21 protein-coding genes and 1 pseudogene are annotated in these 25,920 nt (G+C 46.0%); 12 read left to right on the forward strand and 10 right to left on the reverse strand.

Going from position 1 to position 25,920, the window contains the following annotated elements; genetic code table 11:
• The first annotated feature begins 10 nt into the window (after positions 1 to 10).
• The gene (gene putA / locus V6N89_RS02915) at positions 11 to 3,454 is read left to right on the forward strand and encodes a bifunctional proline dehydrogenase/L-glutamate gamma-semialdehyde dehydrogenase PutA (RefSeq protein WP_431189782.1); all 3,444 of its coding nucleotides are present in this window, start codon (positions 11 to 13) and stop codon (positions 3,452 to 3,454) included.
• A gap of 7 nt (positions 3,455 to 3,461) precedes the next feature.
• Positions 3,462 to 3,809: a hypothetical protein gene (locus V6N89_RS21670; protein WP_431189761.1), complete on the forward strand. Its 348-nt coding sequence runs from the start codon at positions 3,462 to 3,464 to the stop codon at positions 3,807 to 3,809.
• Positions 3,810 to 3,933: 124 nt separating this feature from the next.
• On the opposite strand, the gene V6N89_RS02920 is transcribed toward V6N89_RS21670, so the two are convergent.
• The gene (locus V6N89_RS02920; protein ID WP_338520080.1) at positions 3,934 to 4,464 is read right to left on the reverse strand and encodes a TIGR04211 family SH3 domain-containing protein; all 531 of its coding nucleotides are present in this window, start codon (positions 4,462 to 4,464) and stop codon (positions 3,934 to 3,936) included.
• Between the two features lie 144 nt (positions 4,465 to 4,608).
• Here V6N89_RS02920 and V6N89_RS02925 point away from each other — a divergent pair, with 144 nt between their 5' ends.
• Entirely contained in the window at positions 4,609 to 6,114 is a 1,506-nt protein-coding gene (locus tag V6N89_RS02925; RefSeq protein WP_346993773.1) for an inorganic triphosphatase, read from the forward strand.
• 31 nt (positions 6,115 to 6,145) lie between these two features.
• Positions 6,146 to 7,216: a DNA mismatch repair protein gene (locus V6N89_RS02930; protein WP_338520082.1), complete on the forward strand. Its 1,071-nt coding sequence runs from the start codon at positions 6,146 to 6,148 to the stop codon at positions 7,214 to 7,216.
• Positions 7,217 to 7,264: 48 nt separating this feature from the next.
• Here V6N89_RS02930 and mutH read toward each other — a convergent pair.
• A pseudogene (gene mutH, locus V6N89_RS02935) lies at positions 7,265 to 7,942 on the reverse strand (DNA mismatch repair endonuclease MutH).
• A 114-nt stretch (positions 7,943 to 8,056) separates the two neighbouring features.
• On the opposite strand from mutH, the gene rppH reads away from it, so the two are divergent.
• The 7 genes from rppH to V6N89_RS02970 all read left to right on the forward strand — a co-directional run bounded on the left by rppH (position 8,057) and on the right by V6N89_RS02970 (position 15,569).
• Entirely contained in the window at positions 8,057 to 8,575 is a 519-nt protein-coding gene (gene rppH / locus V6N89_RS02940) for an RNA pyrophosphohydrolase (RefSeq protein ID WP_346993375.1), read from the forward strand.
• Positions 8,576 to 8,693: 118 nt separating this feature from the next.
• Positions 8,694 to 10,985, forward strand: coding sequence for a phosphoenolpyruvate--protein phosphotransferase (gene ptsP, locus V6N89_RS02945; protein WP_346993774.1), 2,292 nt, complete (start codon positions 8,694 to 8,696; stop codon positions 10,983 to 10,985).
• 108 nt (positions 10,986 to 11,093) lie between these two features.
• On the forward strand, positions 11,094 to 11,900 hold the full coding sequence (locus V6N89_RS02950; RefSeq protein WP_338520087.1) for a sulfite exporter TauE/SafE family protein: 807 nt from the start codon (positions 11,094 to 11,096) through the stop codon (positions 11,898 to 11,900).
• A 4-nt stretch (positions 11,901 to 11,904) separates the two neighbouring features.
• Positions 11,905 to 12,708 carry a prolipoprotein diacylglyceryl transferase gene (gene lgt / locus V6N89_RS02955; protein WP_338520089.1) on the forward strand — a complete coding sequence of 268 codons (804 nt, stop codon included), beginning with the start codon at positions 11,905 to 11,907 and terminating at the stop codon, positions 12,706 to 12,708.
• Between the two features lie 18 nt (positions 12,709 to 12,726).
• Positions 12,727 to 13,560: a thymidylate synthase gene (locus V6N89_RS02960; protein ID WP_338520091.1), complete on the forward strand. Its 834-nt coding sequence runs from the start codon at positions 12,727 to 12,729 to the stop codon at positions 13,558 to 13,560.
• A gap of 9 nt (positions 13,561 to 13,569) precedes the next feature.
• On the forward strand, positions 13,570 to 14,586 hold the full coding sequence (locus tag V6N89_RS02965) for a response regulator (RefSeq protein WP_338520092.1): 1,017 nt from the start codon (positions 13,570 to 13,572) through the stop codon (positions 14,584 to 14,586).
• Positions 14,583 to 15,569 (forward strand): sensor domain-containing diguanylate cyclase, encoded by a 987-nt coding sequence (locus V6N89_RS02970; protein ID WP_338520094.1) that lies wholly within the window; start codon positions 14,583 to 14,585, stop codon positions 15,567 to 15,569. Before V6N89_RS02965 ends, V6N89_RS02970 begins: the two co-directional genes overlap by 4 nt.
• A 28-nt stretch (positions 15,570 to 15,597) precedes the next feature.
• Here the strand turns inward: V6N89_RS02970 and V6N89_RS02975 are convergent, their stop codons facing one another.
• The 8 genes from V6N89_RS02975 to rapA all read right to left on the reverse strand — a co-directional run bounded on the left by V6N89_RS02975 (position 15,598) and on the right by rapA (position 24,496).
• Entirely contained in the window at positions 15,598 to 16,572 is a 975-nt protein-coding gene (locus V6N89_RS02975) for a response regulator (protein WP_338520096.1), read from the reverse strand.
• A 12-nt stretch (positions 16,573 to 16,584) separates the two neighbouring features.
• Positions 16,585 to 17,763, reverse strand: a complete 1,179-nt coding sequence (locus tag V6N89_RS02980) for a sensor histidine kinase (protein ID WP_338520098.1) — start codon at positions 17,761 to 17,763, stop codon at positions 16,585 to 16,587.
• A gap of 145 nt (positions 17,764 to 17,908) precedes the next feature.
• Positions 17,909 to 19,213, reverse strand: a complete 1,305-nt coding sequence (locus tag V6N89_RS02985) for an AmpG family muropeptide MFS transporter (RefSeq protein WP_338520099.1) — start codon at positions 19,211 to 19,213, stop codon at positions 17,909 to 17,911.
• 174 nt (positions 19,214 to 19,387) lie between these two features.
• A complete protein-coding gene (locus V6N89_RS02990; RefSeq protein ID WP_338520101.1) occupies positions 19,388 to 19,711 on the reverse strand; it encodes a hypothetical protein in 324 nt (107 codons plus the stop codon).
• Positions 19,712 to 19,853: 142 nt separating this feature from the next.
• Positions 19,854 to 20,387: a hypothetical protein gene (locus V6N89_RS02995; RefSeq protein WP_338520102.1), complete on the reverse strand. Its 534-nt coding sequence runs from the start codon at positions 20,385 to 20,387 to the stop codon at positions 19,854 to 19,856.
• Positions 20,366 to 20,800 carry a hypothetical protein gene (locus V6N89_RS03000; protein ID WP_338520104.1) on the reverse strand — a complete coding sequence of 145 codons (435 nt, stop codon included), beginning with the start codon at positions 20,798 to 20,800 and terminating at the stop codon, positions 20,366 to 20,368. The genes V6N89_RS02995 and V6N89_RS03000 overlap by 22 nt, the downstream gene beginning before the upstream one ends.
• 142 nt (positions 20,801 to 20,942) lie before the next feature.
• A complete protein-coding gene (gene rluA / locus V6N89_RS03005) occupies positions 20,943 to 21,653 on the reverse strand; it encodes a bifunctional tRNA pseudouridine(32) synthase/23S rRNA pseudouridine(746) synthase RluA (RefSeq protein WP_338520106.1) in 711 nt (236 codons plus the stop codon).
• Positions 21,653 to 24,496 (reverse strand): RNA polymerase-associated protein RapA, encoded by a 2,844-nt coding sequence (gene rapA, locus V6N89_RS03010; RefSeq protein WP_338520108.1) that lies wholly within the window; start codon positions 24,494 to 24,496, stop codon positions 21,653 to 21,655. The genes rluA and rapA overlap by 1 nt, the downstream gene beginning before the upstream one ends.
• Positions 24,497 to 24,964: 468 nt before the next feature.
• Between rapA and V6N89_RS03015 the strand changes: the two genes are divergently transcribed.
• The gene (locus tag V6N89_RS03015; RefSeq protein ID WP_338520109.1) at positions 24,965 to 25,711 is read left to right on the forward strand and encodes a DUF4019 domain-containing protein; all 747 of its coding nucleotides are present in this window, start codon (positions 24,965 to 24,967) and stop codon (positions 25,709 to 25,711) included.
• Positions 25,712 to 25,920 lie beyond the last annotated feature (209 nt).

The following is a 25,920-nucleotide window of genomic DNA, read 5'->3' on the forward strand; positions in this document are numbered from 1 at the left end:
AAGGGTTGCAATGCTCATTAACGACACACTTCATACAACATCACCCCTACGCCAGCGCATAAGAGACTATTATCGCATTAGCGAATCAGTCGCGGTGGATCAAATTCTTCCTATAGCAGAGGTGAACCCTCGAGCGCGAAGTCGTGCTTGGGAGCGCGCGCGTAAAATGGTGCTTCAAATTCGTCGTGAACAAGAGGGACACGGTGGTGTAGATGCGCTGCTAAATGAATACTCACTGTCTACCGCCGAAGGTGTGGTATTGATGTGTTTGGCCGAAGCATTACTTCGCGTACCCGACAAAGCGACGCAAGATGAGCTTATTCGCGACAAATTATCACAAGGCCAGTGGACGCCACACCTTGGTAATTCAGAGTCGCTGTTTGTAAATGCATCTGCATGGGGCTTATTGTTCACCTACAACATGGTTAACTATGCCGACAAACGTAAAAAAGAACAGTTTGGTTTATTGAAGAAAACCCTTGGTCGTTTAGGTGAACCTGTTATTCGCCGTGCAATGAACATCGCAATGCGCGTCATGGGCCGCCAGTTTGTTATGGGCGAGACCATTGAAGATGCGGTAGAGCGAGCTAAAGACAAAGAAACCAAAGGGTATGTATATTCTTACGATATGCTTGGTGAAGGCGCGCGCACCATGCGTGATGCTGACCGCTATTATGATGCATACGTAAAAGCAATAAAGGTGATAGGTAAAGCGGCCAATGGCCGTGGTCCAAAGCGTTCGCCTGGTATTTCGGTTAAGTTATCGGCAATACATCCGCGTTTTGAGTTTTCACACCGTGAACGCGCCATGGCGGACATTCCTCCGCGTCTAAAAGCCCTGTGCATGATGGCAAAAGAATACGACATCGGTCTAACAGTTGATGCGGAAGAAGCCGACCGTCTTGAGCTATCACTCGATATCATCGAAGCAGTATTCCGCGACAACGACCTGAACGGTTGGGAAGGCTTTGGTCTTGCGGTTCAGGCATACCAAAAACGTGCTATTCACGTTATTGAGCATCTACGTGAGCTAACCTTGGAAGTAGGCCGTCCGTTAATGGTGCGCCTGGTAAAAGGTGCTTATTGGGACACAGAAATTAAACTTACCCAGCAAGCTGGTTTAGAAGAATTCCCAGTATTTACACGCAAGTCATCAACAGATGTGTCGTATCACGCATGTGCTAACCGCTTGCTGGAGTATCGCGATACCATTTATCCGCAGTTTGCGACTCACAATGCATACACCGCGTCTGTGATTGTTGAACTAGCAGGAGATGACAAAGAAGGTTTTGAGTTCCAGTGTCTTCACGGCATGGGCGATACGTTATACGACCAAGTGGTAACGCAAGATAAAATTCAGTGCCGTGTCTATGCACCTGTTGGTGAGCATGAAGACCTGTTGGCTTATCTTGTTCGCCGTCTTCTTGAAAATGGTGCGAACTCTTCATTCGTTAATGCCATTGTTGATGATGAAAAGCCGGTAGAGTCTTTACTTGAAGATCCTGTTGAGAAAACCCAGCGCTTGAAAGTACGCTATAACAAGCTAATCAAAACACCACGCGGCTTGTACGCGCCTGAACGCGACAATTCGCGAGGACTTGATCTTACCGATACAAACGCGGTGACTGCGCTTAAACACGAGCTAGAGCGTTGGAAGGACTATTACAAAGTGACAGGTGATGTGCCTGAGGGGGCCACGCCAGTATTAAGTCCGACAAACCATAATGACATAGTGGGTTATCATCACTACGCCACGCCGGAGCAAATGCAGACGGCGCTTGATGAAGCACAAACAGGGTTTGAAGCTTGGTCGAAGCGCGATGTGCAAGAGCGTGCTGAGATTTTAAATCGCACTGCAGATGCATTAGAGCGTCACATGGCAGAACTTATCGCCATTTGTATGCGCGAAGCCGGTAAGGTTGCACAAGATAGTATTGACGAAGTGCGCGAAGCCGTGGATTTCTGTCGCTATTACGCCGTTCGCGCCGAAGAACTGGCCGAAGATCAGCGTTTACTTCCTCGTGGCGTGGTACTGTGTATTAGTCCTTGGAACTTCCCACTTGCCATTTTCTTGGGGCAGGTTGCCGCGGCTTTGGTAACGGGTAACACGGTTATCGCTAAGCCCGCCGAGCAAACCAGCATTATTGCGCAGCGCGCTGTGGATATTATGCAATCGGTTGGTTTACCTGAAGATGCGCTAAAACTCATCGTGTCTCCTGGTAAAGCGGTAGGCGATACCTTGCTACCAGACGAGCGCATTAAAGCGGTGATGTTCACAGGCTCTACTCAAACAGGCACGCTAATTTCGCAGGTACTTGCTGAGCGTGGTGGCGAGCAGGTGCCTCTTATTGCAGAGACAGGTGGTCAAAACTGTATGATTGTCGACTCTACTGCATTGCCAGAGCAGGTGGTAGACGACGTTATTCATTCCGGGTTCCAAAGTGCGGGTCAACGCTGTTCTGCGCTACGTGTGCTTTTTGTACAAGAGGAAATCGCTGACGATCTTACTGATATGCTTATCGGCGCGATGAAAGAACTCAGTGTTGGTGACCCTACGCAGCTTGCGACCGATGTAGGCCCTGTGATTGACGAAAAAGCACTGAAGAGCTTGACCGATCACCAGCAATATATGGAAGACAAGGGCAAGCTACTTTATCGCAATGACATGCCTGAAGGCTTTGAAAACGGTACTTTCTTTGCGCCTACATTGTACGAAATCAAGAGCATTGATGTACTGCAAAAAGAAGTGTTTGGCCCAGTTGTTCACCTTGTTCGTTTCAAGTCGAAGGACCTCGAAAATGTCCTAGATCAAATCAACGGCACTGGTTACGGCCTTACTATGGGTATTCACTCGCGCATTGAAGAACGTGCAAGTGAACTCGCCGCGAAGAGCCGTGCAGGTAACGTATACATTAACCGTAATATGATTGGTGCCATTGTAGGCGTTCAGCCGTTTGGTGGCCGTGGTTTATCTGGTACTGGTCCGAAAGCGGGTGGCCCTAACTACTTAACCCGCCTGATGGTTGAGCGTGCAACGCCTAAGCCATCGCATATCGATGACGTAGATGCCACTGACTCAGCACTTGTGGGCGATGAAAAAATTGCTGAACGTGCCAATGTGATGATGGATAAAGCGAAAGCGGTTGAAATACAGTGGCGTCATACACCACTTAACGACCGTATATCAATGGTCCGTCAGCTGCTTGCTAAAATAGCGAAAGTAGACATTGTTGATGAGTTAGCCGATGACTTAAACCGTACGTTAGCGACTGCCCGTCAACAGCTTACCAGCGTTGAACGCAAGTTAGCGAAACCGCAAACATTACCTGGCCCAACGGGTGAGTCGAACAAGCTTTATCTTGAACCGCGCGGTATATTGGTATGTTTTGCCGACAAAGACGTAACGTTCGAGTATTGGTTGTTATCTATTGTGACTGCACTATCTACCGAGTAACCCTGTAGTGTCTGTTGTCTCTGAAATTTTCTACGACGAAGCCGTAGAAATTCAAAACAAGTTTGAGTCGACAGGTGCGCCAAAAGGGTTATTCCAAGTTGCACGTCTCGCGCACTTAGACACGTTATTGATGGATGAAGATCTGTCTGGTGTGGTGGTCGATTCAAATACTGAACGTACCGCGCGTATCACAGCAATGTTGTCATCTCGTGAAGGGGCAATATTGCCAGTTATTACTGCTGAGTATAACGACAACCTTATTCAACGTTTGATGACTGAAAAAACGATCAGTATTGATACTACCGCATCCGGTGGTAACACATCGTTAATGACTTTGGTTGAAGATGACGAGTAAATTGCGTTATTAGAGCACGAACAAAAAAGCCAGCAGTTATGCTGGCTTTTTTTACATCCATTCGCTATTTCTGCGCTTGCGCTTGGGCAAATAGGTTAGCAGCACACCAAGCAAAATTCCGGCGCTAAGCTACCATGCCTCCGCGAGTAAACCACGTTACCAATTCATCTTTATTCGCGCTCTCTACCTTTGCGTTAAGACGAGAGAGTTCACCAGCTTGTTCTTCATTGGAAGTCGTGAGTTGCGAAACCTGCTGTCGGGCGTCATTAAGTTGCTGACGCAGGCGAGCATTTTCTGATTGCGCGCCTTGCAAGCGACTTTGGCTATCTGCAAGTTGCTCTTGAAGCAGCGGTAGCTGTTCTGCTTGTGACATAGTGTTTGATACGAAGCGGCTTTCTACCCAACCCGTGCGCCCTTCGTCGTCACTTATTTGGGTAAATTCAGCGTCATTATCTCTTTCTAGCACCGCAATTGGGGTTCCTGCATTAATAGAACCAAGAATGCGATAGTTTCTTCCTGGTCCTGCGTGCATAAATACAAACAGATCGTCTCGAATGTAGTGCGATGACGATGCGTCTAAATCGGCGGTGTCCTGTAGCGAAAATGCTTGAAAAGAGCATGCAATAAGGGCTGCTGCTAACCACTTTCGAATCATATGAAATCCAATTCTGAGTTTAAAACATAAAGATGGTATTGGTTGACCGCCATAAAGGCAAGCTTGTTCCACTTTTGTCTAAGTTTGCGAAAAGTGACCGACAAAGGTAAGGTGTCAACATCTAAAGCTGTGCTTAGCGCAACCATGTCTGAAATTGAATTAAAATTTGTTACGGGTGAAGATGCCCACCACGCTTTTTCCCAAAGCATATTACCTCTATTTGAGAAGCATTCCATAAACATTAAGTCGCATAAAGAGATGCGCCTAGAGAATGATTACTACGATACTGATAAACTTGATTTTCAGCAGCGAAAAATGGGGTTTCGCGTACGTGGTAATGACGGGCAATATGAGCAAACGCTAAAAACGAATGGCGTGGTTAGCGGTGGGCTGCACCAACGCTCAGAATTTAATGTTCCCCTTGATAACGCGACGCCTGATTTACAATTGTTTGACGCTTCAGTGTGGCCGCAAGACTGGGACGTTGCCGACAAAAATATGAGTCTATCGAAGCAATTCAGCACGCATTTCACGCGACATGCCTATGTGGTTGACGTCGGCAGTAGTACCGTAGAAATTGTGCTCGATTGCGGTGAGGCTTGCACAGACAAAGCAAGTTCGCCAATCAATGAGATAGAGCTTGAGCTAATGTCTGGCGATATCAACAGCTTGTTTACGCTTGCCTCGCTGATAAATGACAACATGCCTGTAAGGCTTAGCGATGTCTCAAAGGCTGCTCAAGGCTATCAGTTACTGCATGGTTTTAATGCGAAAGTCAGGCACCTACCTGACTTCTTAGCACTTGAGGATACAACTACCACAGAAGATGCATTCTGCTTTGCGGTGCAGATGGCATTGGCGCACTGGCAGCACCATGAACATGTTTATTGTGAAAGCGGTTCGATAAAAATGCTGGCAGAAGTTGAAAAAAGCATCAGACTGCTGCTACAAAGCGTTTCCTTATATCTGCTTATGTTACAGTGCCCAGAGTTGCTATCACTGCATAAAAAGCTTGTCGCGCACGCGCAGAAATGGAGCTGGCAAGATGACTTACAAAGCCTACGTTACCTGCTTTCTAAAAAGAGCATGTTCAATAAAACGTTAAGTAAGCAACCTGCCATTGTAAGCTATTTGCAAGGTCGTCAAGCTGGCTTGCTGCATGCGCACGAACCGAAAAAATTGTTATTCGACAACGATGCCACTGACATAAAAGTGCATGCGATAAAGCTTATTCAAAACAAGCCGTGGCAAAATATGGCTACTGGCTTTGACCACCCGGTACTCGACCATGCCAAAGGATGGTTGTCGCAAGGCTGGCAAACGGTACAGCAAAGTATGCCATTAAATAAAACAATGGGGCCTGCAAATTATACAGCTGTAGAAATTTTGTTGCGACAAACTCTGTGGAGCGGCTTCTTGTTAGGCGACTTATTTGTTGAGGAACGTGGAAATTTTCGTGCTCCATGGTTAGATTTACTTACGGGCATTGATGAATTAAACGCGTTACTTATGCTTAAGCAATCTATTGACGAGTCGGATGTCGAACTAAACGATGAACTAAGAAAGTGGACATCGGAAAAGCTAGCAACGCTTATCCGCGTGATGGAACGCACGCGAAAAGTAGCGATGCAGCGTGAGATCTATTGGTGATGAGACACAGTGACAGGGAAGGGCAGTGTCAATGACAACAACGATGTATGACTATCTTCTTTTTGCCCTGATAGCCCTGTATTGCACAGGCTTAGTCAGGCTAATTTATCTAAAAGTTAATTTAACCAGTAGGCGTTATCTTGTGGGTGCCTTTGTGTGTTGGCCACTGTTTATGTTTGACGAGTGGTTACGCATGTTTAGCGCTTTCGACCTTGCTTACTTGTATGGTCTATCTGAGGTGTTTGCGGTTATCGCTGTCACATGCTGCTATCGCGCAATCAAACCCATGCTGATAGCCAATGCTACAGCGCGCCGCAGACTGTGGTGGCCAACCATAGTAACGGGCATAGCGCAGTTAAGTATGCTGCTCATTGCCGAACAAGAAAAGCAGCAGTGGTTTGTTCAGTCACCCACTGGAGAGCCTTTTTTGTTGTGGCCAGCATACATAGCGTCGTTGTTTGCAGGGTTTAGTGTATTGCTTATTGGCATACTGATCACAGAGCAAATTCAACTGTATCATCGTCACCTACCTGAGCACGCGGTGGACATTAAACGGCTAAAAACTCCGCGTTTAGCGGGTGTTATGGGCAGTTTGGTGGGTATCGCTTTTATGAGTATATTGTTGGTTACCGCGGCCACATTCGGTTTTCTGTCAGTACCATTTTGGGAAAGTTTCCATCATCTCATGCTAGGCGGTGCTATCTTGGTGGTGTTGTTTTCTCTTACTTTTGTGCGCCGTACATCTCCTTCTCCATTGGACTTTGAGCGTCTGGAGACAGGTAAACCTAGTCCGTATGAAATTAGCAGCATTATCTCTCGTGCCGAGCGATACACCATCGAGTCAAAGGTGTATAAAAAGCGCTTCATTACTATCGAGGAGTTTTGCAAAGGCGCTGACTTAAACCCCACATCACTTGCCCTTGCATTGAGACTGTCACAGCGAAAAAACTTTAGGCGTTTTATTTTTCACTATCGCCTAGAGTATGCGAAGAACGTGTTATTGCACAGTGACGCTAAGGTCGCGGCTGTGGCAAAACGCTTAGGCGTTGAGTCTGAAAAGTTTCTTAGTGAGTATTTGGTCAAACATCTAAAACAGCGCTAGGGCGGCGATAACGTCCTAGCAAGCCCATTGGTTTTTGCATCTAAGCCGCTAAGCAAAAAACGCATTCATCAGAATCTGATGGGTAAATGTTTTTCTAAGATAAAAGCCGCGTGGGCGCGTTTTTATTCTCTCACCCTCGGGGTTTAGGGCATCGGTTAGTACTTTACCGTTGGCGGCTTTTGGGCGAATGTGAAGCGCATTGCCTTGTCTTGAGGTAATCGACTCAACGTGGCTGGTAATTATTTGTTCGGTTAACTCTTCCCAGTCATCTTTTAATATCTTGTCTTCTCCTTCGCTAGGGCGCCAATAAAAACCAGTAGCAACACGACGCTCAGCAAGCGGGATCTGCCTGTCGCCCTCTACCTACAACCACAACACTTGCTGCAATTTGTTGCGTACGTTAGACGTCTCCCACGTAATGCCGGGTGGCATAAGAAGAGGAGCAAAACAAACATATGTCGTTTCCAGTGGTGCAAATTGACCATCAATGGGAATGGTTTTTAGCTCAATGCCCAGTTCGGGAAAATCTTGCTGTGGTTTAGAGCCCGCACTCGCACCTAACCACTTTTCAATCAGCATGCCCGGCCACCCTTTATGACGTTGTAAATTAGCGGGAATGGCAACGTTAGCCATTTCGGCAAGCTCGCCCAATGTCAGCCCCGCTATGGCATGGCAACGGGCTAATAGGTCGTCTGGTGAGTGTGGGGGCGTCGAAGGGGGCTGCATATTGTTAGTTATTTTCTTTAAACCTTAAGAGACAGTGAATATTAACACTATGATTGGAGCATAGTTTGTGGAAGAATGAAAACATATAACAGTATAGTGTGCCCGGGAGTCTATGTGATAGATGCCGATGGATTCCGTGCGAATGTGGGCATAGTGATTTGCAACAAAATGGGTCAAGTATTTTGGGCAAGACGTTATGGTCAACATTCATGGCAGTTCCCTCAAGGCGGAATTGATGAAGGGGAATCTGCCGAACAAGCTATGTACCGCGAGCTTCACGAAGAAGTAGGGCTGACACCGAAAGATGTCACTATTTTAAGTGTTACCCGTAACTGGCTTAGATACAAACTGCCGAAGCGATTAATTCGTCAAGGAAGCAATCCTGTTTGTATTGGACAAAAACAAAAGTGGTTCTTGCTACAGCTTGACTGTAACGAGAAGGACGTAAATGTACTAAAAACAGGTCATCCTGAATTTGATGATTGGCGTTGGGTAAGTTATTGGTACCCTATTCGCAATGTTGTGTCGTTTAAGCGCGATGTATATCGACGTGTGATGAAAGAGTTCTCACCTAGGTGGTATTGTCTGCGCAGCATCGTACACAGCAGCGCCACCAAGTGGCTTAGGTGCTAAACGTGGTAAAAAACGCAGGCGTGGTTGATAGCGAAGGAGCGCAGAAGCTGCGTGACTCATTGCACAACCAAGAGTAATCAAGGATTAACGGGTGAGTAACCAAAGTAACACAGGTGCAATGTTAACCACGCTTAAACGGATAGTGCAGGAAATGAATAGAATTCCTGCACTAGACACAGCGTTGTTTCGTTTAGCCTCTCGGGTTAAGCAAACTCTTAACGTTGACTCTTGCTCTATTTACCTTGCTGATTACGATACTCAAGAATTTATTTTAAAGGCCACAGACGGACTTCACCCAGATGCGGTTGAACAGGTTCGCATTGGCTTTCAAGAGGGGTTGATCGGCCTTGTTGGACAGCGCGAAGAACCACTGAATGTGGTTAATGCGCACAACCATCCCCGCTTTAAACACTACCCAGAAGTTAAAGAAGAAAATTACAACGCTTTTTTGGGTACCCCTATTATCAATCAGCGACGTGTTCTAGGCGTTATTACCTTACAACAATCGCAGATGCGACGCTTTAGCGAAGATGAGGAAGCGTTTCTTGTTACGCTAGCTGCGCAGTTAGCCCTTGAGATTACTAACGCAGATATTCGTGGAGCATTAACACTATCGTCTTCTCCCGATAGCGTGGCGCAACAAAAAAATGTGCGTGGTATTGCGGGCTCTCCTGGTTTAGCCATAGGTAAAGGGGTTTCCCCTGACAAATCCGTTAACTTGAAAAACTGGGTGGTTAAACGCGCCCATTCGCCGTCAGATCAAATACAGCTTTACCGCAAAGGGGTGGAAATCACGCGAGGCCATGTTGATGCGCTGTCAAAGCGGTTAGACGATGGCATTCCCGATGATGTTAAATCGATTTTCCAGCTGTACCATCACCTTTTAGATGCCAATAGTTTGGGCCGCGAGGTAGAGGAAAAAATTCGCCAAGGATGGGATGCTGCGTCGTCACTAAAAATGGTAGTAGAAGGTTATGCCGCGCGCTTTCAAGCCATGGACGACCCCTACATGCAAGAACGTGCCATTGACATTGTCGATTTGTCGGACCGTATTTTAGCTAACATTCTTTATGAAGCGAACGGCCAGCAGGTACAAGAAAAAACAATCACCGAGGCCAGCATTCTGGTTGCTGACGAAGTATCAGCCCCTATGCTGGCTGAATTTCCCCGCGACAAACTCAAGGGCATAATCTCTATTCGCGGGTCTAACAACTCCCATGCGGCAATTTTAGCGCGCGCTATGGGCGTGCCTGCAGTTATGGGCTGTCAGAACGTGACGCCATCTCTGCTAGAAGATAAAGAAATCCTGCTTGATGGCTACTCAGGCGAAGTCATCGTTTCTCCTGAGCGCAACATCAAGTCTGAATTTATACAGCTAATCGAAGAAGAATCGGCCATCGCCGAAAAAATTGATGCCGAAGCCGATAAGCCTTGTGAAAGTATCGATGGCTGCCGAATGTCGCTTTATATCAATGCGGGATTGTCGGCCGAAGTTGAGTTAAATGCTGAGCAGATTGGCGCTGGTGTGGGGCTGTACCGCACCGAAATCCCTTTTATGCTGCGCGAGCGTTTTCCTTCAGAACAAGAGCAAGTAAGTTTGTATCGTCAAGTGTTAGAGGCCGCCCCTGCGCTACCTATTACCATGCGAACTTTGGATGTTGGAGGGGATAAACCGCTTCCTTACTTCCCAATAAACGAAGAAAACCCGTTTCTTGGCTGGCGCGGTATTCGCTTGACGCTGGACCACCCAGAAATTTTCTTGGTACAAGTACGGGCCATGCTGCGCGCGAGCGTGGGGTTGAGCAATCTACAAATTATGTTGCCAATGATTTCTACAGTGTCAGAAGTACAAGAGGCTAAACGTCTTATCAATCAGGCGTATTATGAAATATCTGATGAAGTGGCTGCAGAAAACAAAACCTTGAATAGGCCCAAGCTGGGCATAATGCTTGAGGTGCCGTCGGTACTTTATCAACTGCCCCAATTGGCAAAACACGTAGATTTCTTTTCCGTAGGTAGTAACGATTTAACCCAATACCTTTTGGCGGTAGATAGAAATAACACCCGTGTGGCAGGGTTATACAATAGTTATCACCCAGCGGTGCTAGGTGCGCTTTATGACGTGGTGCAAAAAGCAAATCAAAGTCAGGTGCCTGTAACTATTTGTGGTGAGATTGCTGGTGAGCCTGCAGGTGCACTACTTCTGATGGGAATGGGCTATCGTCGCCTTAGTATGAACGGTTTCAACTTGAGAAAGATTAACTGGCTGATACGAAAAGTAACACTCGAGGAGTGTAAGCAGTTACTTTCGTTGGCGCTTACGTCTGTAAGCCAAGAAGAAGTGTTTGTGCATCTGAACGAGTATTTAGAAACCAAAGGTCTTGGTGGTCTTATTCGAGCAGGCGCGTAAGCATTTACGTTAGTACAACCTAATAGGTACCCTGATTTGTACACGCTATGCATGCTCTCGATGAGTGTGTGTGATAGGCTTGTGCGCGAAATTTCAAAGGAATAGCAAATGGAACCTATGGTTGTCATCTTAGTATGTTGTTTACTACTAGGATCGGTAGTGGGTATTTTAGCGGGAATGTTGGGCATAGGTGGCGGTTTAATTATCGTTCCTGCGCTGTCTTATCTGTTAGTGCATTTTATGGGAATGACCACCGAAACCGTTATGCCTGTGGCTATTGCGACGTCGCTCTCAACCATTATTTTTACCGGAATGTCTTCGGCTTTTGCGCACTACAAGTTGGGTAATATTCAAGCCAAAGTGGTATTTTATACTGGTTTAGGTATTGCCCTTGGCGCGGTAGTTGGTGCGCAGGTGGCAGCCCACATTTCAGGGGAAACCCTTAAAGATGTGTTTGCTGTTTTGGTAATTTTGATAGCCGCGCAAATGATATTTGGCAAGCAAAAAGCCTCAGATAATGAAGCGTCTAAAGCAACACTGGGTGTTGTGGGTACTGTGGCTGGCACACTTAGCGCAATAATGGGCATCGGTGGCGGCGCGCTACTTGTTCCTGCACTGGTGTGGTTTAAAGTAAACGTGCGCGCTGCAATTGGCTGTGCCGCGTTTTGCGGCTTAGTCATTGCGGTTTTCGGAACGGCTAGCTTTATTGTGGCGGGTCTTCAAGAAACTGCGGTACCGTCGCACAGTTTAGGATATGTCTACTTACCTGCAACAGCGGGCATAGTAGCCACATCGATGTTTACAGCGAACATTGGCGCTAAGTTAGGTCAACGGGTTAACGTTCGCGTATTAAAGTCGATGTTGGCGTGTTTGCTTGTACTGGTCAGTATAAGAATGATTTTAGGAATTGAATAACATAATGGAACAGAGCAGTTACCTGGTTTTCCCCAGTATCGACCCCGTTATTTTTAGCGTAGGGCCCCTAAGTGTACGTTGGTACGGACTTATGTATCTAGTGGGCTTTATTGCAGCGTATTTACTCGCTCAAAAGCGTCTCTCGCAGACATCCTGGAGTAGAGAACAACTTAGTGATTTACTGTTCTGGAGCTTTGTGGGGGTCATCTTAGGCGGGCGCATCGGCTATGTCTTTTTCTACCAATTCGGTATGTTCCTCGAAAACCCCATGTATCTCTTTAAAATATGGGCGGGCGGTATGTCCTTCCACGGGGGGTTGTTGGGTGTGCTAGCCGCGTTGTTCTGGCAAGCCAAGAGAATGAGCACCACGTTTTTACAACTCGGCGATTTTGTTGCCCCCTTGGTACCAATTGGTTTGGGCGCAGGTCGAATAGGCAACTTTTTGAATGCTGAGTTATGGGGTAGAAGCACGGATGTACCATGGGCAGTGATTTTCCCTAATGCGGGCAATGTTCCTCGTCACCCGTCACAGCTCTATGAGTTTGCATTAGAAGGTGTGGTGCTATTTGCCATGCTATGGCTATTTTCAGCTAAAATACGTCCCGTGGGTGCAGTAAGCGGCTTATTCTTACTTGGGTATGGCAGCTTCCGTTTTATTGTCGAATACTTTAGAGAGCCCGATGCGCATATTGGCTTATATCAAATGGGACTAAGCCAAGGGCAACTTCTTTGTTTACCTATGATCGCTTTAGGAATAGGATTACTAGTGCGCGCTTATACACGCAAAAATAATCATGTTGAACCGTAAAAAAATATAAGAATAACGATGAAAGAATATCTCGCTCTAATGCGCCATGTACGTGATACGGGTGTGAAAAAGGAAGATCGAACCGGAACGGGAACACTTAGTGTCTTCGGTTACCAAATGCGTTTTAACCTACAGGAAGGGTTCCCGCTGGTGACAACGAAGAAGTGTCACCTTAAATCAATTATTCATGAGCTACTGTGGTTTCTTAAAGGTGAAACCAACATCGCGTATTTGAAAGAGAATGGCGTAAGCATTTGGGACGAGTGGGCCACAGATGAAGGCGAACTTGGCCCTGTCTACGGCCATCAATGGCGAAGCTGGGACAGAGGTGACGGCACCTCTGTCGACCAAATCGCTGAGGTGGTCGAACAAATAAAGAATAATCCTGATTCAAGACGCCTTATCGTCAGTGGTTGGAATCCTGCGGTGCTCCCAGATACCAACTATTCGCCAAAAGAAAATGCTGCCATGGGCAAGCAGGCGCTTCCGCCTTGCCACACGCTATTTCAATTTTATGTGCTTGACGGCAAGCTCAGTTGTCAACTTTACCAGCGCAGTGGCGATATCTTTTTAGGGGTGCCTTTCAATATTGCCAGCTATGCGTTGTTGACCATGATGATGGCGCAAGTGTGCGACCTTGAACCCGGTGATTTTATTCATACGCTAGGCGATGCCCATTTGTACTCTAATCACTTAGAGCAGGTGGAATTACAATTAAGCCGAGAACCGTTTGAACGTCCTACTATGGAAATTAATCCTGAAGTTAAAGACATTTTTGGTTTTACGTTTGAAGATTTCGAGCTTAAAAATTATCAAGCACATCCACATATCAAAGCACCCGTAGCCATATAGGAGTCACTTATGAGTACTCCTATATTGATTTGCGATGACTCTGGTTTCGCTAGACGTCAAATGGCGCGCAGTATTCCTGATGGGTGGGATGTTGATATTTCGTTTGCTGAAGATGGCGATAAAGCGCTTACCCTGATACGAGAGGGTAAGGGTGATGTGGTCTTTTTGGACTTAAACATGCCTGTCATGGATGGCTATCAGACAATGGAAGTTATTCGTGAAGAAGACTTACCCTGTTTGGTTATTGTGGTGTCTGGTGATGTTCAAGCGCAAGCAAGAGAACGCATGCTTGCTCTGGGAGCGCTAGATTTCATTCGCAAGCCTATCGACAACGAAAAACTCACCCATATTCTGTCTTCTTATGGCATATACAGTGGTAAAGCCGAATCCACCGCTAGCCACGTTAGTGAAACCAGTACGTCTGAAGAAGACAAGCTAGATGCGTGCCGTGAAATGGTTAATATAGCCATGGGGCGAGCCGGGGAAAATCTTGCTGAGTTGCTGGGTGAATTTATCGATTTGCCCATTCCTAACGTTAACCTTATTGAAAGTAATGAGCTATCTATGGCTGTTGCAGACATCAATCGCAATGAACAGGTGTCTGCTGTATCGAAAGGGTTTGTTAGTGAAGGGATAAGCGGTGAGGCATTGGTCATATTTAGTGACACCAATTCACAAAATATTGTCGAGTTGCTGAAGTATCCTCCTTCTGATTCACCCGCAAACTTGGCGCTAGAAGCACTTATGGATGTCTCTAACATTCTTATTGGAGCATGCTTGAACGGCTTGTCTGAACAGCTAAAGGTTGAATTTAACCATACTCACCCGGTATTGCTTGGGCAGCACAAAGGGCTGTCGACACTATTAAGTGACAATGTCCATCGATGGGGTAAGCTATTAGCCATCGAAATTGGCTACGCCATCAAAGCACAAGATATTTCATTCGACCTGCTTTTACTGTTTCCCGGTGACGCGATTAACCAGCTTTATGCTCGACTTCTCAATGATGACAAGGACGGTCTATGAGTAACGTAACAGACTCAATAACGCCATCTTCATTCGCTGCGGCCACAACGCTACCCGCTGAACTATTAAGTTCTATAGAGGTTGGCGTCGTCATCTTAGATCGCAATTTTCAAGTACAGGTGTGGAATAAATTCATGGAGAACCATGGAGGAAAACGCGCGCATGACGTAATAGGTAGCAGCGTGTTTAGCCACTTTCCTGATATTGACCAGCAGTGGCTTCGGACAAAGGTTGATCCTGTTTTTAACCTTAAGAGCCCCGTGTTCATCATTTGGGAACAGCGTCCATATCTCTTTAAATTTGGCTGTAACCGCCCGGTGACTTGTGCCGCAGAGTATATGTACCAAAATGTCACTATGTTTCCTATTGTCGATAAGTCTGGAAACGTCGAGCAGTTTTGTATGCTCGTTTATGATGTCACCGAGCAAGCATTAGGTAAGTTGGGTATGGAACACCTCAACGAAGAGCTGAAAGTGGCGAGCCGAGTTGACGGGCTAACAGGGCTTTACAATCGTCGTTATTGGCAAGAGCGCTTTGATGAGGTGTTTAAATTGTGCAAGCGTCGGGACAAGCCAAGCACGGCTATGATGTTAGACATTGATCACTTCAAGCGTATCAATGATACCTACGGCCACCAAGCGGGTGATAAAGTCATCAAGATGCTCGCGGCATTGATTAAACGCTGCATTCGAGAGACCGATTTGGCGGGGCGCTATGGCGGCGAGGAATTTGCCATCATACTAACTGACTCGGCCGTGAGTAACGCTAAAGTGGTTGCAGAACGTATACGGCAACTAGCTGAACGGTTAGAGGTAGAGCATGAAGGACAGGTCATTCGCTTTACTGTTAGCTTAGGGCTTGCCCAATTTGATACCAATTTTAAAGGTTCAATGGGCTGGCTTGAGCTTGCCGATCAGGCGCTTTACGAAGCGAAACAAAACGGCCGCAATCAGCACCGCGTTTTCGAGACGGTCACCTTATAAACACCAACAAGTGCTTAAAAGTAGTCGGCTATATAGCGAGCTTTAGCGTATTTTTAAGCTCTTGAAAGGTAACTGGCTTTACCAAGTGATAGCGTATGCCTGCGCGTCGAGAGGCCTCTTTATCATCCCGTTGGGCGTTGGCAGTCAAAGCGATAATAGGCAATTGAGGGTGGCGTTCACGCAATATTTTAGCTACTTCCAGGCCGTTAATGTCTGGTAAATTGATATCGAGTAGCACGCAGTCAAACGCGCCTTCATTAGCGCTAATAATCGCATCATCACCGTTGTAACATACCTTCACAACATGACCCATGCAACTTAGCATATGCTCAACCATTTCTGCATTAATAGGTTCATCTTCTACCACCAGTATGCTGGCTCGACGTACAGGGTTAACTGTGTTTGATTTCTTCATTGAGACATTTTCAAGCGCATCGATAAACCTTTGCTTGTCTATAGGTTTGACGAAACTTTGATAGATGGGTAGGTCTGAACTGGCAATGATGTTTGCGATATCAGGTGTTGCTGACAGGACAATAACAGGAGGGATCCTATCTCCATATATTGCCGAAAGGGTCTTCACTAATTCTAAACCAGTCATACCAGGCATATAGAGATCAGCAATGATGGCACTAAACTGAAGCACTCCATCGTGAAGGTTTATAAGTTCTGCGCCAGAAGAAAATGTTCGCGCATTGAAGCCTTGCGACGTGATAATTGATTGTAAGTGAAGCCGAGAAATTTCTAAGTCATCAACAACGGCAAAAGTAGCGTTAGACACCGCTTTTGCTTCTATGATTGGTGTTTCCAACGCTTTAATGGGCAGTAGCACCTTAAACTCAGAGCCTACACTCTCACTGCTATTCACCGTAAGAGAGCCGCCAAGTTTGTCAACATTGCGCTTTGCCACTGAAAGCCCAATACCGAGCACCGGGATAGCGGTATGTGGTGGCGTGCTTTCCACGATAAAAGCGATCAAACATGTGCGCTTGCGTTTCTTCATCAATGCCTATGCCTAGGTATCGCTAATGATAATAACAAGAAAGATCCCTTGATTTTTTACCTGTGTGGTTACCGTCACGTCTATTAGCCCGGTAGACGTGAACTTAACCGCGTTATCTAGGATATTTGTGATCACCTTGGTAATTGCTACTGGGTCAGACTCGATAAAATGCGGAACACTATGGCTACAATGCATATGTAGCTCCACTTTCTTGTCTTTTAGCTGCACAGAAAAAGGCGATATGCATTCATCAAGCAAGCTTATTAAATCAATAGAACGCAGTGCTAAATCATCCTCAATGTTGTCGGTTAACAACTCGGTAAGATTGTTGGTCAGGCTTAACAGTCGGTAACTTGATTGTTCTGCTTTCTGAATAAGCCTTCCTTGTTGCTCTTTCATATTAGGGATGAGCTCTAGAGCACTAATAATAACGCTGATAGGCGCTCTAAATTCGTGACTTAGCAAGCGAATAAATGACTTTTGGTTGACTGTTTCTTTATCAGCAAACGAAACACGTAAGTTTGATTTTGCAAGATGGGCTGACGTTTTATGGGCCTCTTTGTTGCCAAAGAGCCAACTAAGTATACGTACAAGAACAAAGGCAATGAGCGCCAAGGTAATAATTAAAAGTACATATTGGCGGCTTTCGGCTGCGCGCTGCACCAATGACGCTTCTTGTGCTTGCATAGCATCAAGCATAGGGCTCAACGTGAACCCACCGCTTATCATGTTTGCCACTTGCTTGTGCGATACTTCAGAGAGCGTATAAAGCTGTAACAGGGTGTCTTGAATAACACTGTTGGTAGAGTGTTTGTTTAAATTTCGCTGCTTGCTTTTAAACGCTTCTTCAGACAGCACATAGCTTCTATAGCTGGGGTCGATATCTTGCCCATAGTGAGACAAAATTTGCTTGTGTGTGGATAGAAGGGATGCCTGAAGTGGTGTCAACAGTGCCATGTCTTGCGTAGCAAGGAAGTGATGGATATGCTGTTCGCTGTCGATAATAGTATCTTCAATTGCGTTATGTTTTTTGGCATCAGAGAAAGCGTCTTGCTGCTTATCGAGGACAAGCACTAGCGATAAAAGCGCGGCAAACACAATTAAATACACCGCGACGCTCAATTTTGAGAGCGCTAGCTGGCGCCGACGATGTTTAACCTTTTTGCGTAAACGGCTTGTATGCCCTAACACTAATACACTTCCTTGCGGTTATTTACCAACACAATAAATACGAAACATCGCAGTTATCATCAGATGGTAGCGATGCTTTTTTCCTACCTATTTAAATGTAGATAAATTATGTTAGCTTGCAAGTGTGCTTGATGAATATGTAATGTTATTTATTTGAATATTCGACTTTTTTTATATTCTCACGGATCAAGAAAAGGAAGCCCAAACTGGGAATTACCATCAGTGCAGTGATGACAAAAAATAGGCTCCAGTTGCCGTCTAGATAGTCGACTAATATACCGCTGTATGATGCGACGGACGTCCTACCTGCCACACTCAATGATGCCATAAGCGCGTATTGCGTTGCGCTAAATGCTCTGTTACATAGCAAAGAAATGAGTGACACCATAGCGACTGTACTCCATGCTGCAGTGAAACCATCTATAATAACAGCGGCAGCAAGCAGTGAAGTAGAAGGGCCTGTTTGTGCAATGACCGCAAACATGAGGTTTGACGCTGCCATTGCTACACCTGCTATCATCAGGCCTCTGTATATGCCATACCGAATGTTTACCAAACCGCCCACTAAAGAAAAGATAATAGTGACCCACCAATTGAGCAGTTTCGAATAAGTACCAATGTCACTATTGGAAAAGCCAATTTCTTTATAAAAAACAATGCTCATTCGGCCTAAAAAAGCCTCGCCAATCTTAAATAAAAAGATGAACAGCAGAAATGAGGCAGCCAGTTTTACGCCATTTCGGTTAAAAAATTCTGCAAACGGTGTAATCACTGTCGTCTTAAGCCAGTGCAATACGCCTGTATCATCACTTTGCGTGATTGCATGCAACATACTTTCTCTGTCAATAGTGGGCTCGCGAGTTAGTATTGTTGCTACCATCAACGCCAGCATCATTGCAGCAAGCACTAGATACAGGTTAGCCCAACTCCACGAGGTTAAATCGGCAAGGAAAAAAGGAATTGCGCCAAGTCCACCATATCCCGTCCACCATCCCGCAGTGGCCACGGACGAAGCTGCAGACAGACCGTCTTTATCATTCTCGGCAATACTATCAATACGAAACCCATCGATAGCGATATCTTGAGTCGATGAAGCAACGGCAATTAAAAAGCCAAAAAGCGCCATAAAATATAAATCGTTTTGCGCGTTAAGCTGGGACATTACCAAGCAGCATAGCGCGATAGCACCTTGCATGGTAATAATCCAACCCCGGCGCAAACCCAAAAATGGGGGCTTGAGTTTGTCTAGTAACGGTGACCATAAGAAGTTCAGGGAGTAAGCGGTAAAGATAATGCCGAATAGCCCTATTGTTTTGCGTGATAAGCCTTCGTCGGCAAGCCAAGCTGACATGACAGAGCCAATCATGATCCACGGGAACCCACTGGAAATACCAAAACAAAAAATACTGAGGAAACGTTTGTCTTTATAAGTGTTTAGTGCAGAAAACAAGAAGGCGACCCTTGGCTATAGCGCAAAATAGGTATTGAGCCATGAACCCCCAAATTAAGCAACCTGAAGGCTGTACTTTCTGTTTTAATTGGCGACGTGAACAAAACTTGCGCTCAAAAAGCAACGGGCGAATGAAGTACCCAAAAACAGTGAATACAAATTAGAGCGTGTGGGCTAGGGGCGAACACCCACACAATCTAATGGACAATGACCTAACCCTTCGAGATACGTTACGCAATTGTTCAATTCATCGAGAAGATATTTGTCTTTCTTGAGCTTTTCGCCTTGCCAGTAGTGGACTTGATGAAGAAGGTGCCAAAAAACACGTTCTTTGGGAGTGTATGGCTGTGTCAATGTGTAATCAATTTGGCCCCACTCTTCCATACTATCCCAAAAGAACAACTCGAGTTCTTCGGCAGGAATTTCGTTTCGCCAAAATGCTTTCAAATAAAAACACAGTTGCTTCGCTTTGCTATCTACAAAATCTTGAACAGTCACGACGAGCCCAACCGTATTAGTGTTGTATCAGTATTATAGTTCATAACAATCTAACTGCTCGTTAGCAGGGCATTGCTTTTTGCCTTCACCTTATAGGTGTTTGTTTTGGATATAAATTTAGCCTAATCCTGAATGAGCAAATTTACCACCCTAGGTGACGCGTCCAGCCAATTGTGTGATTCGTAACTATCTGAATATGTGAGCTTTTTGATTTCGGGTTTAGACTAAAGGCTAAGGGGTTTTGAGGAATAAGTATTTGGCGATAGTGCATTTTTAGTGCATTTCTTGCACTAATTTTTCTTTGAGCTTGCGTTTCGTTAGCCCAGTCACTTTGATTTTCAATTGAAAAATCGAGTACGGGATACTCAGCTTGCGCAATATCATCAACAACTAATCCATTGAGCGACCTTTCTGGCCAAAACGGAGATATTGCGATAAATGTGTCAGGTTGTAGGGTTGGCTGTGAGTTAGTCAGCGACAGAAAACTTGCAGCAAGCATGCCCTGCGCTATCACTAGTCGATAGCCTTGTCTGTCCTGAAGGTAGTTGTTCAATGCGTTTAACTGTAAATTAAGCGAAGCTTTTGTATCGTCAAAGTCCAAATGCTGAGTGAGTTGGTTACTGCGTGGGTGAATAGGTTCATTTGCTGAGTTTGTCATGGCATTGTTATTTGCCATCTGCGTTTGGTCCGAGGGGGAGTATTTGAACTGTCGGCATCGACCTGTGCATTTTCACTATTGGCTGGTGGCAATTGAAAAGGGCTTATTACTACATTCCAGCCTTTTTGCGCCATTTCTGTCGCTAACATGTCGCCTTGACCCAGTGTAAGGCCAGAAGGAAATGGTTCAGTTATTATAACTGCCGTTCCCAGTGGAAGTGGGGTATGGGCCTCAATTTCGATTATAGGCAGCATGGTGTCGCCTGCCATTAGTTCTTTTACTTGGTCGGGTTGATACGCATGGCTAATGTCAGAATAGTAATTGGCAAAAGCGCTGTTTGTGAGCAGTAACAATAACAACACCGATAGCACAGTCGACTTAATCAAAGCCAACGAATCAAAACTTAGCGCTGTGAAAATATGCCTACTCATTGGCAATAATAGGTTCCAAATAATAAAGTGACGACGTACTTATAAGGATATCGGCACAATAACATTTATCTACACTTCAATTTAAGTGCCTCAGTAATTATCAGCGTGCCTATTCCTTTGAATTGTCTTACCTAGAAGGTACTTAGTTGTCTAAAAGAGGGGCAGGGCGGTATTGGCTAAACGGGACCTGACATTGGAAGTTGAGCCATTGCCCGTTGTTCGGATGCATAAAACACAGGCTTTCAGCGTGGAGCTGTAAACGCGATGCCATCGCAAGGGCGTCAGGATGTGCGTATAGTCGGTCGCCTAATATGGGGTGGCCTAGCGCAAGCATATGTACGCGAAGCTGGTGAGAGCGCCCAGTTATTGGGTATAGCGCAACAAGGGTAAAAGCTTGACCATTGGCATCAACAGCGCGCTCTATCACTTCATAATGCGTTAGGGCACGCTTGCCGCGCTCGTGATCGACCATTTGTTTTGGCCTATTAGGCCAGTCGCAAATTAGCGGTAAATCCACGTCGCCTTTATCATCAGTAATATGGCCGTATACTTTTGCAAAATAGCGCTTTTTTGTTTTTCTTAACTCAAACTGTTTAGAGATATGGCGATGACTGTCTTTATTCAGTGCCATTACCAAAATACCAGACGTGGCCATATCTAACCTATGAACCACCGTCGCGGTAGGCAGTACCGTGTTTACTCGCGTAATTAAGGCATCTTTATGTTCTTGAGCCTTGCCTGGCACACTCAAAAGGCCGCTAGGTTTATGTGCCACCACCATGTCCTCATCTCGATAGATAAAGTCGAGATAAGGTGTCATGGGTGGCTGGTATACAAAACTTGGATTGGCCATTAAGGGTTGTTAACCACAATTCGCAGCGCGTCTAATTGAACATCCGCACTTTGAATAACCTTATCAAGGGCGTTCATTTGCGTTTCGATAAATTCTATCTCACTGTCGCGTACCGCTGGGTTGCGCTTTTGCAAATCTCTCAAGCGCTGAATTTCTTCATTTAACGTGCTATGCATGGTTGAAAGCGCGTCGTGTTGCTTTTGATTGGCTTGCTGGTGCGCCAGTTTTCGTGCTTTTTCGATAGCAAGCTCCAGAGGTTGCTGAAGCGCTTTGATTAATTGCGACGATATTTTTCTGCCCACTTTGCGTTTGACGTCGAAACTCAACTCAGACGGGTTGCCTTGTGCGTCTAAGCATACTCGCACCGGCGTTTGCGGTAAAAAACGACCCAACTGAAGTGACTTTGGTGCTTGAGCATGAAGAACAAATAAAGCTTCAATCCAGTAGGCACCTTTAGGTAGTGATGGCTCGGCAATAAAGCCGATGCTGCTTTTTCCATGAACATCAGTCAGCACCACATCGATGGCAGTATGCACGAGGGGGTGATCCCAGCTTAAGAACTGCACGTTCTCCAAAGTCGTGGCGACACGGCGCTTATAGGTAACTGTCATACCTTCAGGATCTAACCCCGGTAGCTGACTGACCATTGACTCGGTAGGCATAAGAATAAAGCAATCGTTACCTTTCTCGTCTTGCTGCACGCCAATAGCATCAAAAACGCGACCCATAAAACGCGACAGGTCTTGCTCACTGTCTTGCGTAATGATGTCTTCAAGCAGTTGTTCTACACGGCCTTCACCCGAAGCATTAAGTTCAAGTAAGCGGTCTCGTCCGGCTTCAAGCTGCGCCACAAGCTGGCTATTTAGTGTCACACTCATGTTAACAAGCTCATCACGCGCGGCTATGTCGTCAGGGTGTAAGCACGCACCAATTAATAGTGGTTTAACATCGTCAAATACACCTGAGCCAGTTGGGCAGGTTTTTTCAAAGGCGTTTAGCCCTTCGTGGTACCAGTCAAGCAACACGTGCTGTGCAGTCTTGGCCAAGTAAGGCACATGAATTTGTACCGTCTGTGTCTGACCGATACGGTCAAGTCGACCTATACGCTGTTCAAGTAAGTCAGGAGTAATAGGCAAATCAAACAATACTAAGTGATGGGCAAACTGGAAGTTACGGCCTTCACTGCCTATTTCGCTACACAATAATATTTGTGCACCTTCTTCTTCATCGGCAAAGTAGTGTGCAGCTTTGTCGCGCTCGACAATACTCATACCTTCATGGAACACGCTGTGGCGAATACCCGTCTGCGTGCGAATGACTTCACCTAATTCTTGCGCGGTGCGTGCGCTGGCACAAATCAGCAAGATCTTTTCTGGTTTTACATCCTGCATAAAATCTAGCAGCCACGCGACTCTTGGGTCGTGCTTGGTCCAGCTTTTTACCACACTTGCCATGCGCTCTGGATAAAGCGAATAGGTAAGGTCGCCGCCTGAAACGGCATCGCTATATACCTCTGGGAGAGCTAGCTCGTACGCGCTTAGCTTACGCTCTGGAAACCCTTCAATATTTGCGCGACGGTTCCTAAATAGCATGCGCCCTGTGCCGTGGCAGTCAATAAGCTGATGTAAAAGTGCATGGCGGTTGTTTGAATCAGACAAATCGCCTGCGTGCTCCATAACATCAGGCGCAAATTCAGAAAGCTTGTTGCGCTGTTTATCATTAGGCTCTGCGTCTGAAAGCAGTGGGGCAACGGCATCGGCGAGTTGACTGTATTTAGACTCTTCTTCTAAAAACGCATCGTAGCTATGGAAGCGTGCAGGGTCGAGTAGACGCAAACGCGCAAAATGACTTTCATGACCGAGTTGATCAGGCGTCGCGGTAAGCAGCAATACCCCAGGCGTTTTAGTTGCCAGCGCTTCTACGCATAAGTATTCTGCTGACGGTGATTCGCTAGACCATGCAAGGTGATGCGCTTCGTCGACTACCATCACGTCCCAATCGGCTGCTTGAATTTGCTTTTGACGCTTTTCGCTTTGGCTTAAGAAGTCGATACTACACAGCACTAGCTGATCGTTTTCAAATGGATTAACGTCGCCCTCGTCAGACGCCTCGCTTGCTTCTAGTGCTTCGCAGCGACTCTCGTCGTAGATAGAAAACGGCAAGTTTACTCGTCGTAGCATCTCAACCAGCCATTGGTGCACCAAAGAGTCGGGAACCAAAATAAGTACGCGCTCAGCGCGACCTGTTTTTAATTGCTGGTGGATGATGAGTGCAGCTTCAATGGTTTTACCCAAGCCAACTTCGTCGGCTAAAAGTACGCGGGGTGCATGACGCCCACCCACTTCTGAAGCAATGTGAAGCTGATGCGGAATAAGTGATATACGTGCGCCAGCCAGCCCAATTGTGCTAGAGCGAAGGTAGTCGTATTGATAGTCCAAAGCGCGTTCGCGTAAATCAAACCACTTCGGGTGATCAAGCTGTTGGCTGAACAGTCGCTTCTCTGGTTGGTTCAGACGGATATGGTGGTCAAGCATGGTTTCGGGCAAACGCACTTGTGCTTTAGTGTCTTCACGAAGACCGTGATAAATGTAGACACCTTGGCTTTCTTCTTTTTCGGTAATGGTCATTTCCCAGCCGTCTTGGCTTTTTACCGTATCGCCAATTTCAAAAATAAGTCGCGTTAGCGGCGCTTCTTGCTTGGTGTACATACGCGCATCGCCAGTCGCCGGATACAACACTTCCACAGAACGAAAATCGACACCAATAATGGCGCCTAAACCCAGTTCCGTTTCGGTATTACTTAACCAGCGTTGACCTACTGAAAATTGACTGTCTGAACTCATAAATCACTTACCTTTTTTGCGGGGGCGGTATTGTACGCATTGCGTTGTGATAAGTCATTAATACTAGACTATTGGTTGTCGTTTTTACTACTCAGAGGGGCGAGACCCACCTTGCAACACGCATGAACACGTCCGTGTGGCTCTCAAACGGCATCCTTGCCGTTTGAAGGTTGCAAGCTGGCTCTCGCCCCTCTGATATGCAATCAAACCTCAATACTATTAAAGACATATCTCAACGATGCTGAGGGAAAGGATAGAAGGCCAGCTATGTCCAACCACACTCACTCCTTAAATCGCATTTCTCTAGTCTTATCGACTGCGCAACACATGAAGGTTACAAGACTGTCTCTATGCCGCTAAATCGCTCGTGGGGCTTGCTTTGTCGCAGTGTTAGCGTAAAACTGTCGTATCACTGTCAGGAGAAATTTCCTACTGTTAATTGGCGCGATTAACGGAAGGAGACGCGAGATGGATATGAAGATAGACACGCAAAAACTCATTCAACTTCGCAATACAAAAGCGTGGAGCCAACAGCATCTAGCTGAGGTATCTGGCTTAAGCTTGCGAACTATTCAACGCATCGAGAAAACGCAGTCAGCGTCGCAAGAGTCAGTAAAAGCTATTGCCGCTGCATTCGATGGTACGCCAGAAATGTTGCTGGTCGAAGCGCCTGCAGACAAGGAGCAGCTTGATGCAGCGTCTGCGTCAGTTGTGCAACCTCGTCATTCTGGTTTTTCGGTTTCTCGACAACAGTTACTGTGGATTGCCACTGCACTGTTATTGTCATTTACGCTAGCGGTGTATTGGTCGCAATCTGTCAATGCCAATGACAGCAACAAAAAAGAGGTGGGCTCAGGAGCGCCAGTACAAGTGGGCGACATAGCGTTACAGCAAGGTATGAATTGGTTGCAGTTGGTCGATGACGAGCAGTACGCATTAAGTTGGGACGAAAGCGGTCCAATTTTTAAAACCAGCGTGACACAAGCAAAGTGGATAGAGGCGATGCAGCTAGTGCGACAGCCTTTGGGCATAGTAAAGTCTAGAGAGTTAGCCATGGCCCAAGCGCCTTCGACACTGCCCGGATTGCCTGAGGGCGAGTATCTAATTATGACGTTTTCTACCGCGTTCGACGGCAACACGTCGGTATCTACAGAAACGTTATCAATGGTAAAAGTAAACGGTGAATACCGGGCAATTGGCTATTTCATTCGTTAGCGTCAATATACTTTTTAACTGGCATGCCATCACTTTTGCATAAAAAAATAAAAGCAGAAAAACAGTGATAAATTTAAATTTCTGCATTAAGGTGGAATTAGGTCTTCGTTAAATTTTTTAACGAACTCACGAGGCAGGTTGTGTAGTACTGTCTCTCAGTCGACGCGAGTAGGGGAGGATGTCCTGTTTCGAGCGGCACCTTCTCTGAA

The sequence above is a fragment of the Alteromonas gracilis genome, from assembly GCF_036870955.2.
Taxonomy (GTDB): Bacteria; Pseudomonadota; Gammaproteobacteria; order Enterobacterales; family Alteromonadaceae; genus Alteromonas; species Alteromonas gracilis_A.

Coding starts and splice junctions, on each gene's coding strand:
- lgt (WP_338520089.1), top strand. CDS start 11,905: ATGGAACAGAGCAGTTACCTGGTTTTCCCCAGTATCGACCCCGTTATT.
- V6N89_RS02920 (WP_338520080.1), bottom strand. CDS start 4,464: ATGATTCGAAAGTGGTTAGCAGCAGCCCTTATTGCATGCTCTTTTCAA.
- V6N89_RS02995 (WP_338520102.1), bottom strand. CDS start 20,387: ATGGCAAATAACAATGCCATGACAAACTCAGCAAATGAACCTATTCAC.
- V6N89_RS02925 (WP_346993773.1), top strand. CDS start 4,609: ATGTCTGAAATTGAATTAAAATTTGTTACGGGTGAAGATGCCCACCAC.
- V6N89_RS02965 (WP_338520092.1), top strand. CDS start 13,570: ATGAGTACTCCTATATTGATTTGCGATGACTCTGGTTTCGCTAGACGT.
- V6N89_RS03000 (WP_338520104.1), bottom strand. CDS start 20,800: ATGAGTAGGCATATTTTCACAGCGCTAAGTTTTGATTCGTTGGCTTTG.
- V6N89_RS02975 (WP_338520096.1), bottom strand. CDS start 16,572: ATGAAGAAACGCAAGCGCACATGTTTGATCGCTTTTATCGTGGAAAGC.
- V6N89_RS02970 (WP_338520094.1), top strand. CDS start 14,583: ATGAGTAACGTAACAGACTCAATAACGCCATCTTCATTCGCTGCGGCC.
- rluA (WP_338520106.1), bottom strand. CDS start 21,653: ATGGCCAATCCAAGTTTTGTATACCAGCCACCCATGACACCTTATCTC.
- putA (WP_431189782.1), top strand. CDS start 11: ATGCTCATTAACGACACACTTCATACAACATCACCCCTACGCCAGCGC.
- ptsP (WP_346993774.1), top strand. CDS start 8,694: ATGTTAACCACGCTTAAACGGATAGTGCAGGAAATGAATAGAATTCCT.
- V6N89_RS02950 (WP_338520087.1), top strand. CDS start 11,094: ATGGAACCTATGGTTGTCATCTTAGTATGTTGTTTACTACTAGGATCG.
- rapA (WP_338520108.1), bottom strand. CDS start 24,496: ATGAGTTCAGACAGTCAATTTTCAGTAGGTCAACGCTGGTTAAGTAAT.
- V6N89_RS02930 (WP_338520082.1), top strand. CDS start 6,146: ATGACAACAACGATGTATGACTATCTTCTTTTTGCCCTGATAGCCCTG.
- V6N89_RS03015 (WP_338520109.1), top strand. CDS start 24,965: ATGGATATGAAGATAGACACGCAAAAACTCATTCAACTTCGCAATACA.
- V6N89_RS02960 (WP_338520091.1), top strand. CDS start 12,727: ATGAAAGAATATCTCGCTCTAATGCGCCATGTACGTGATACGGGTGTG.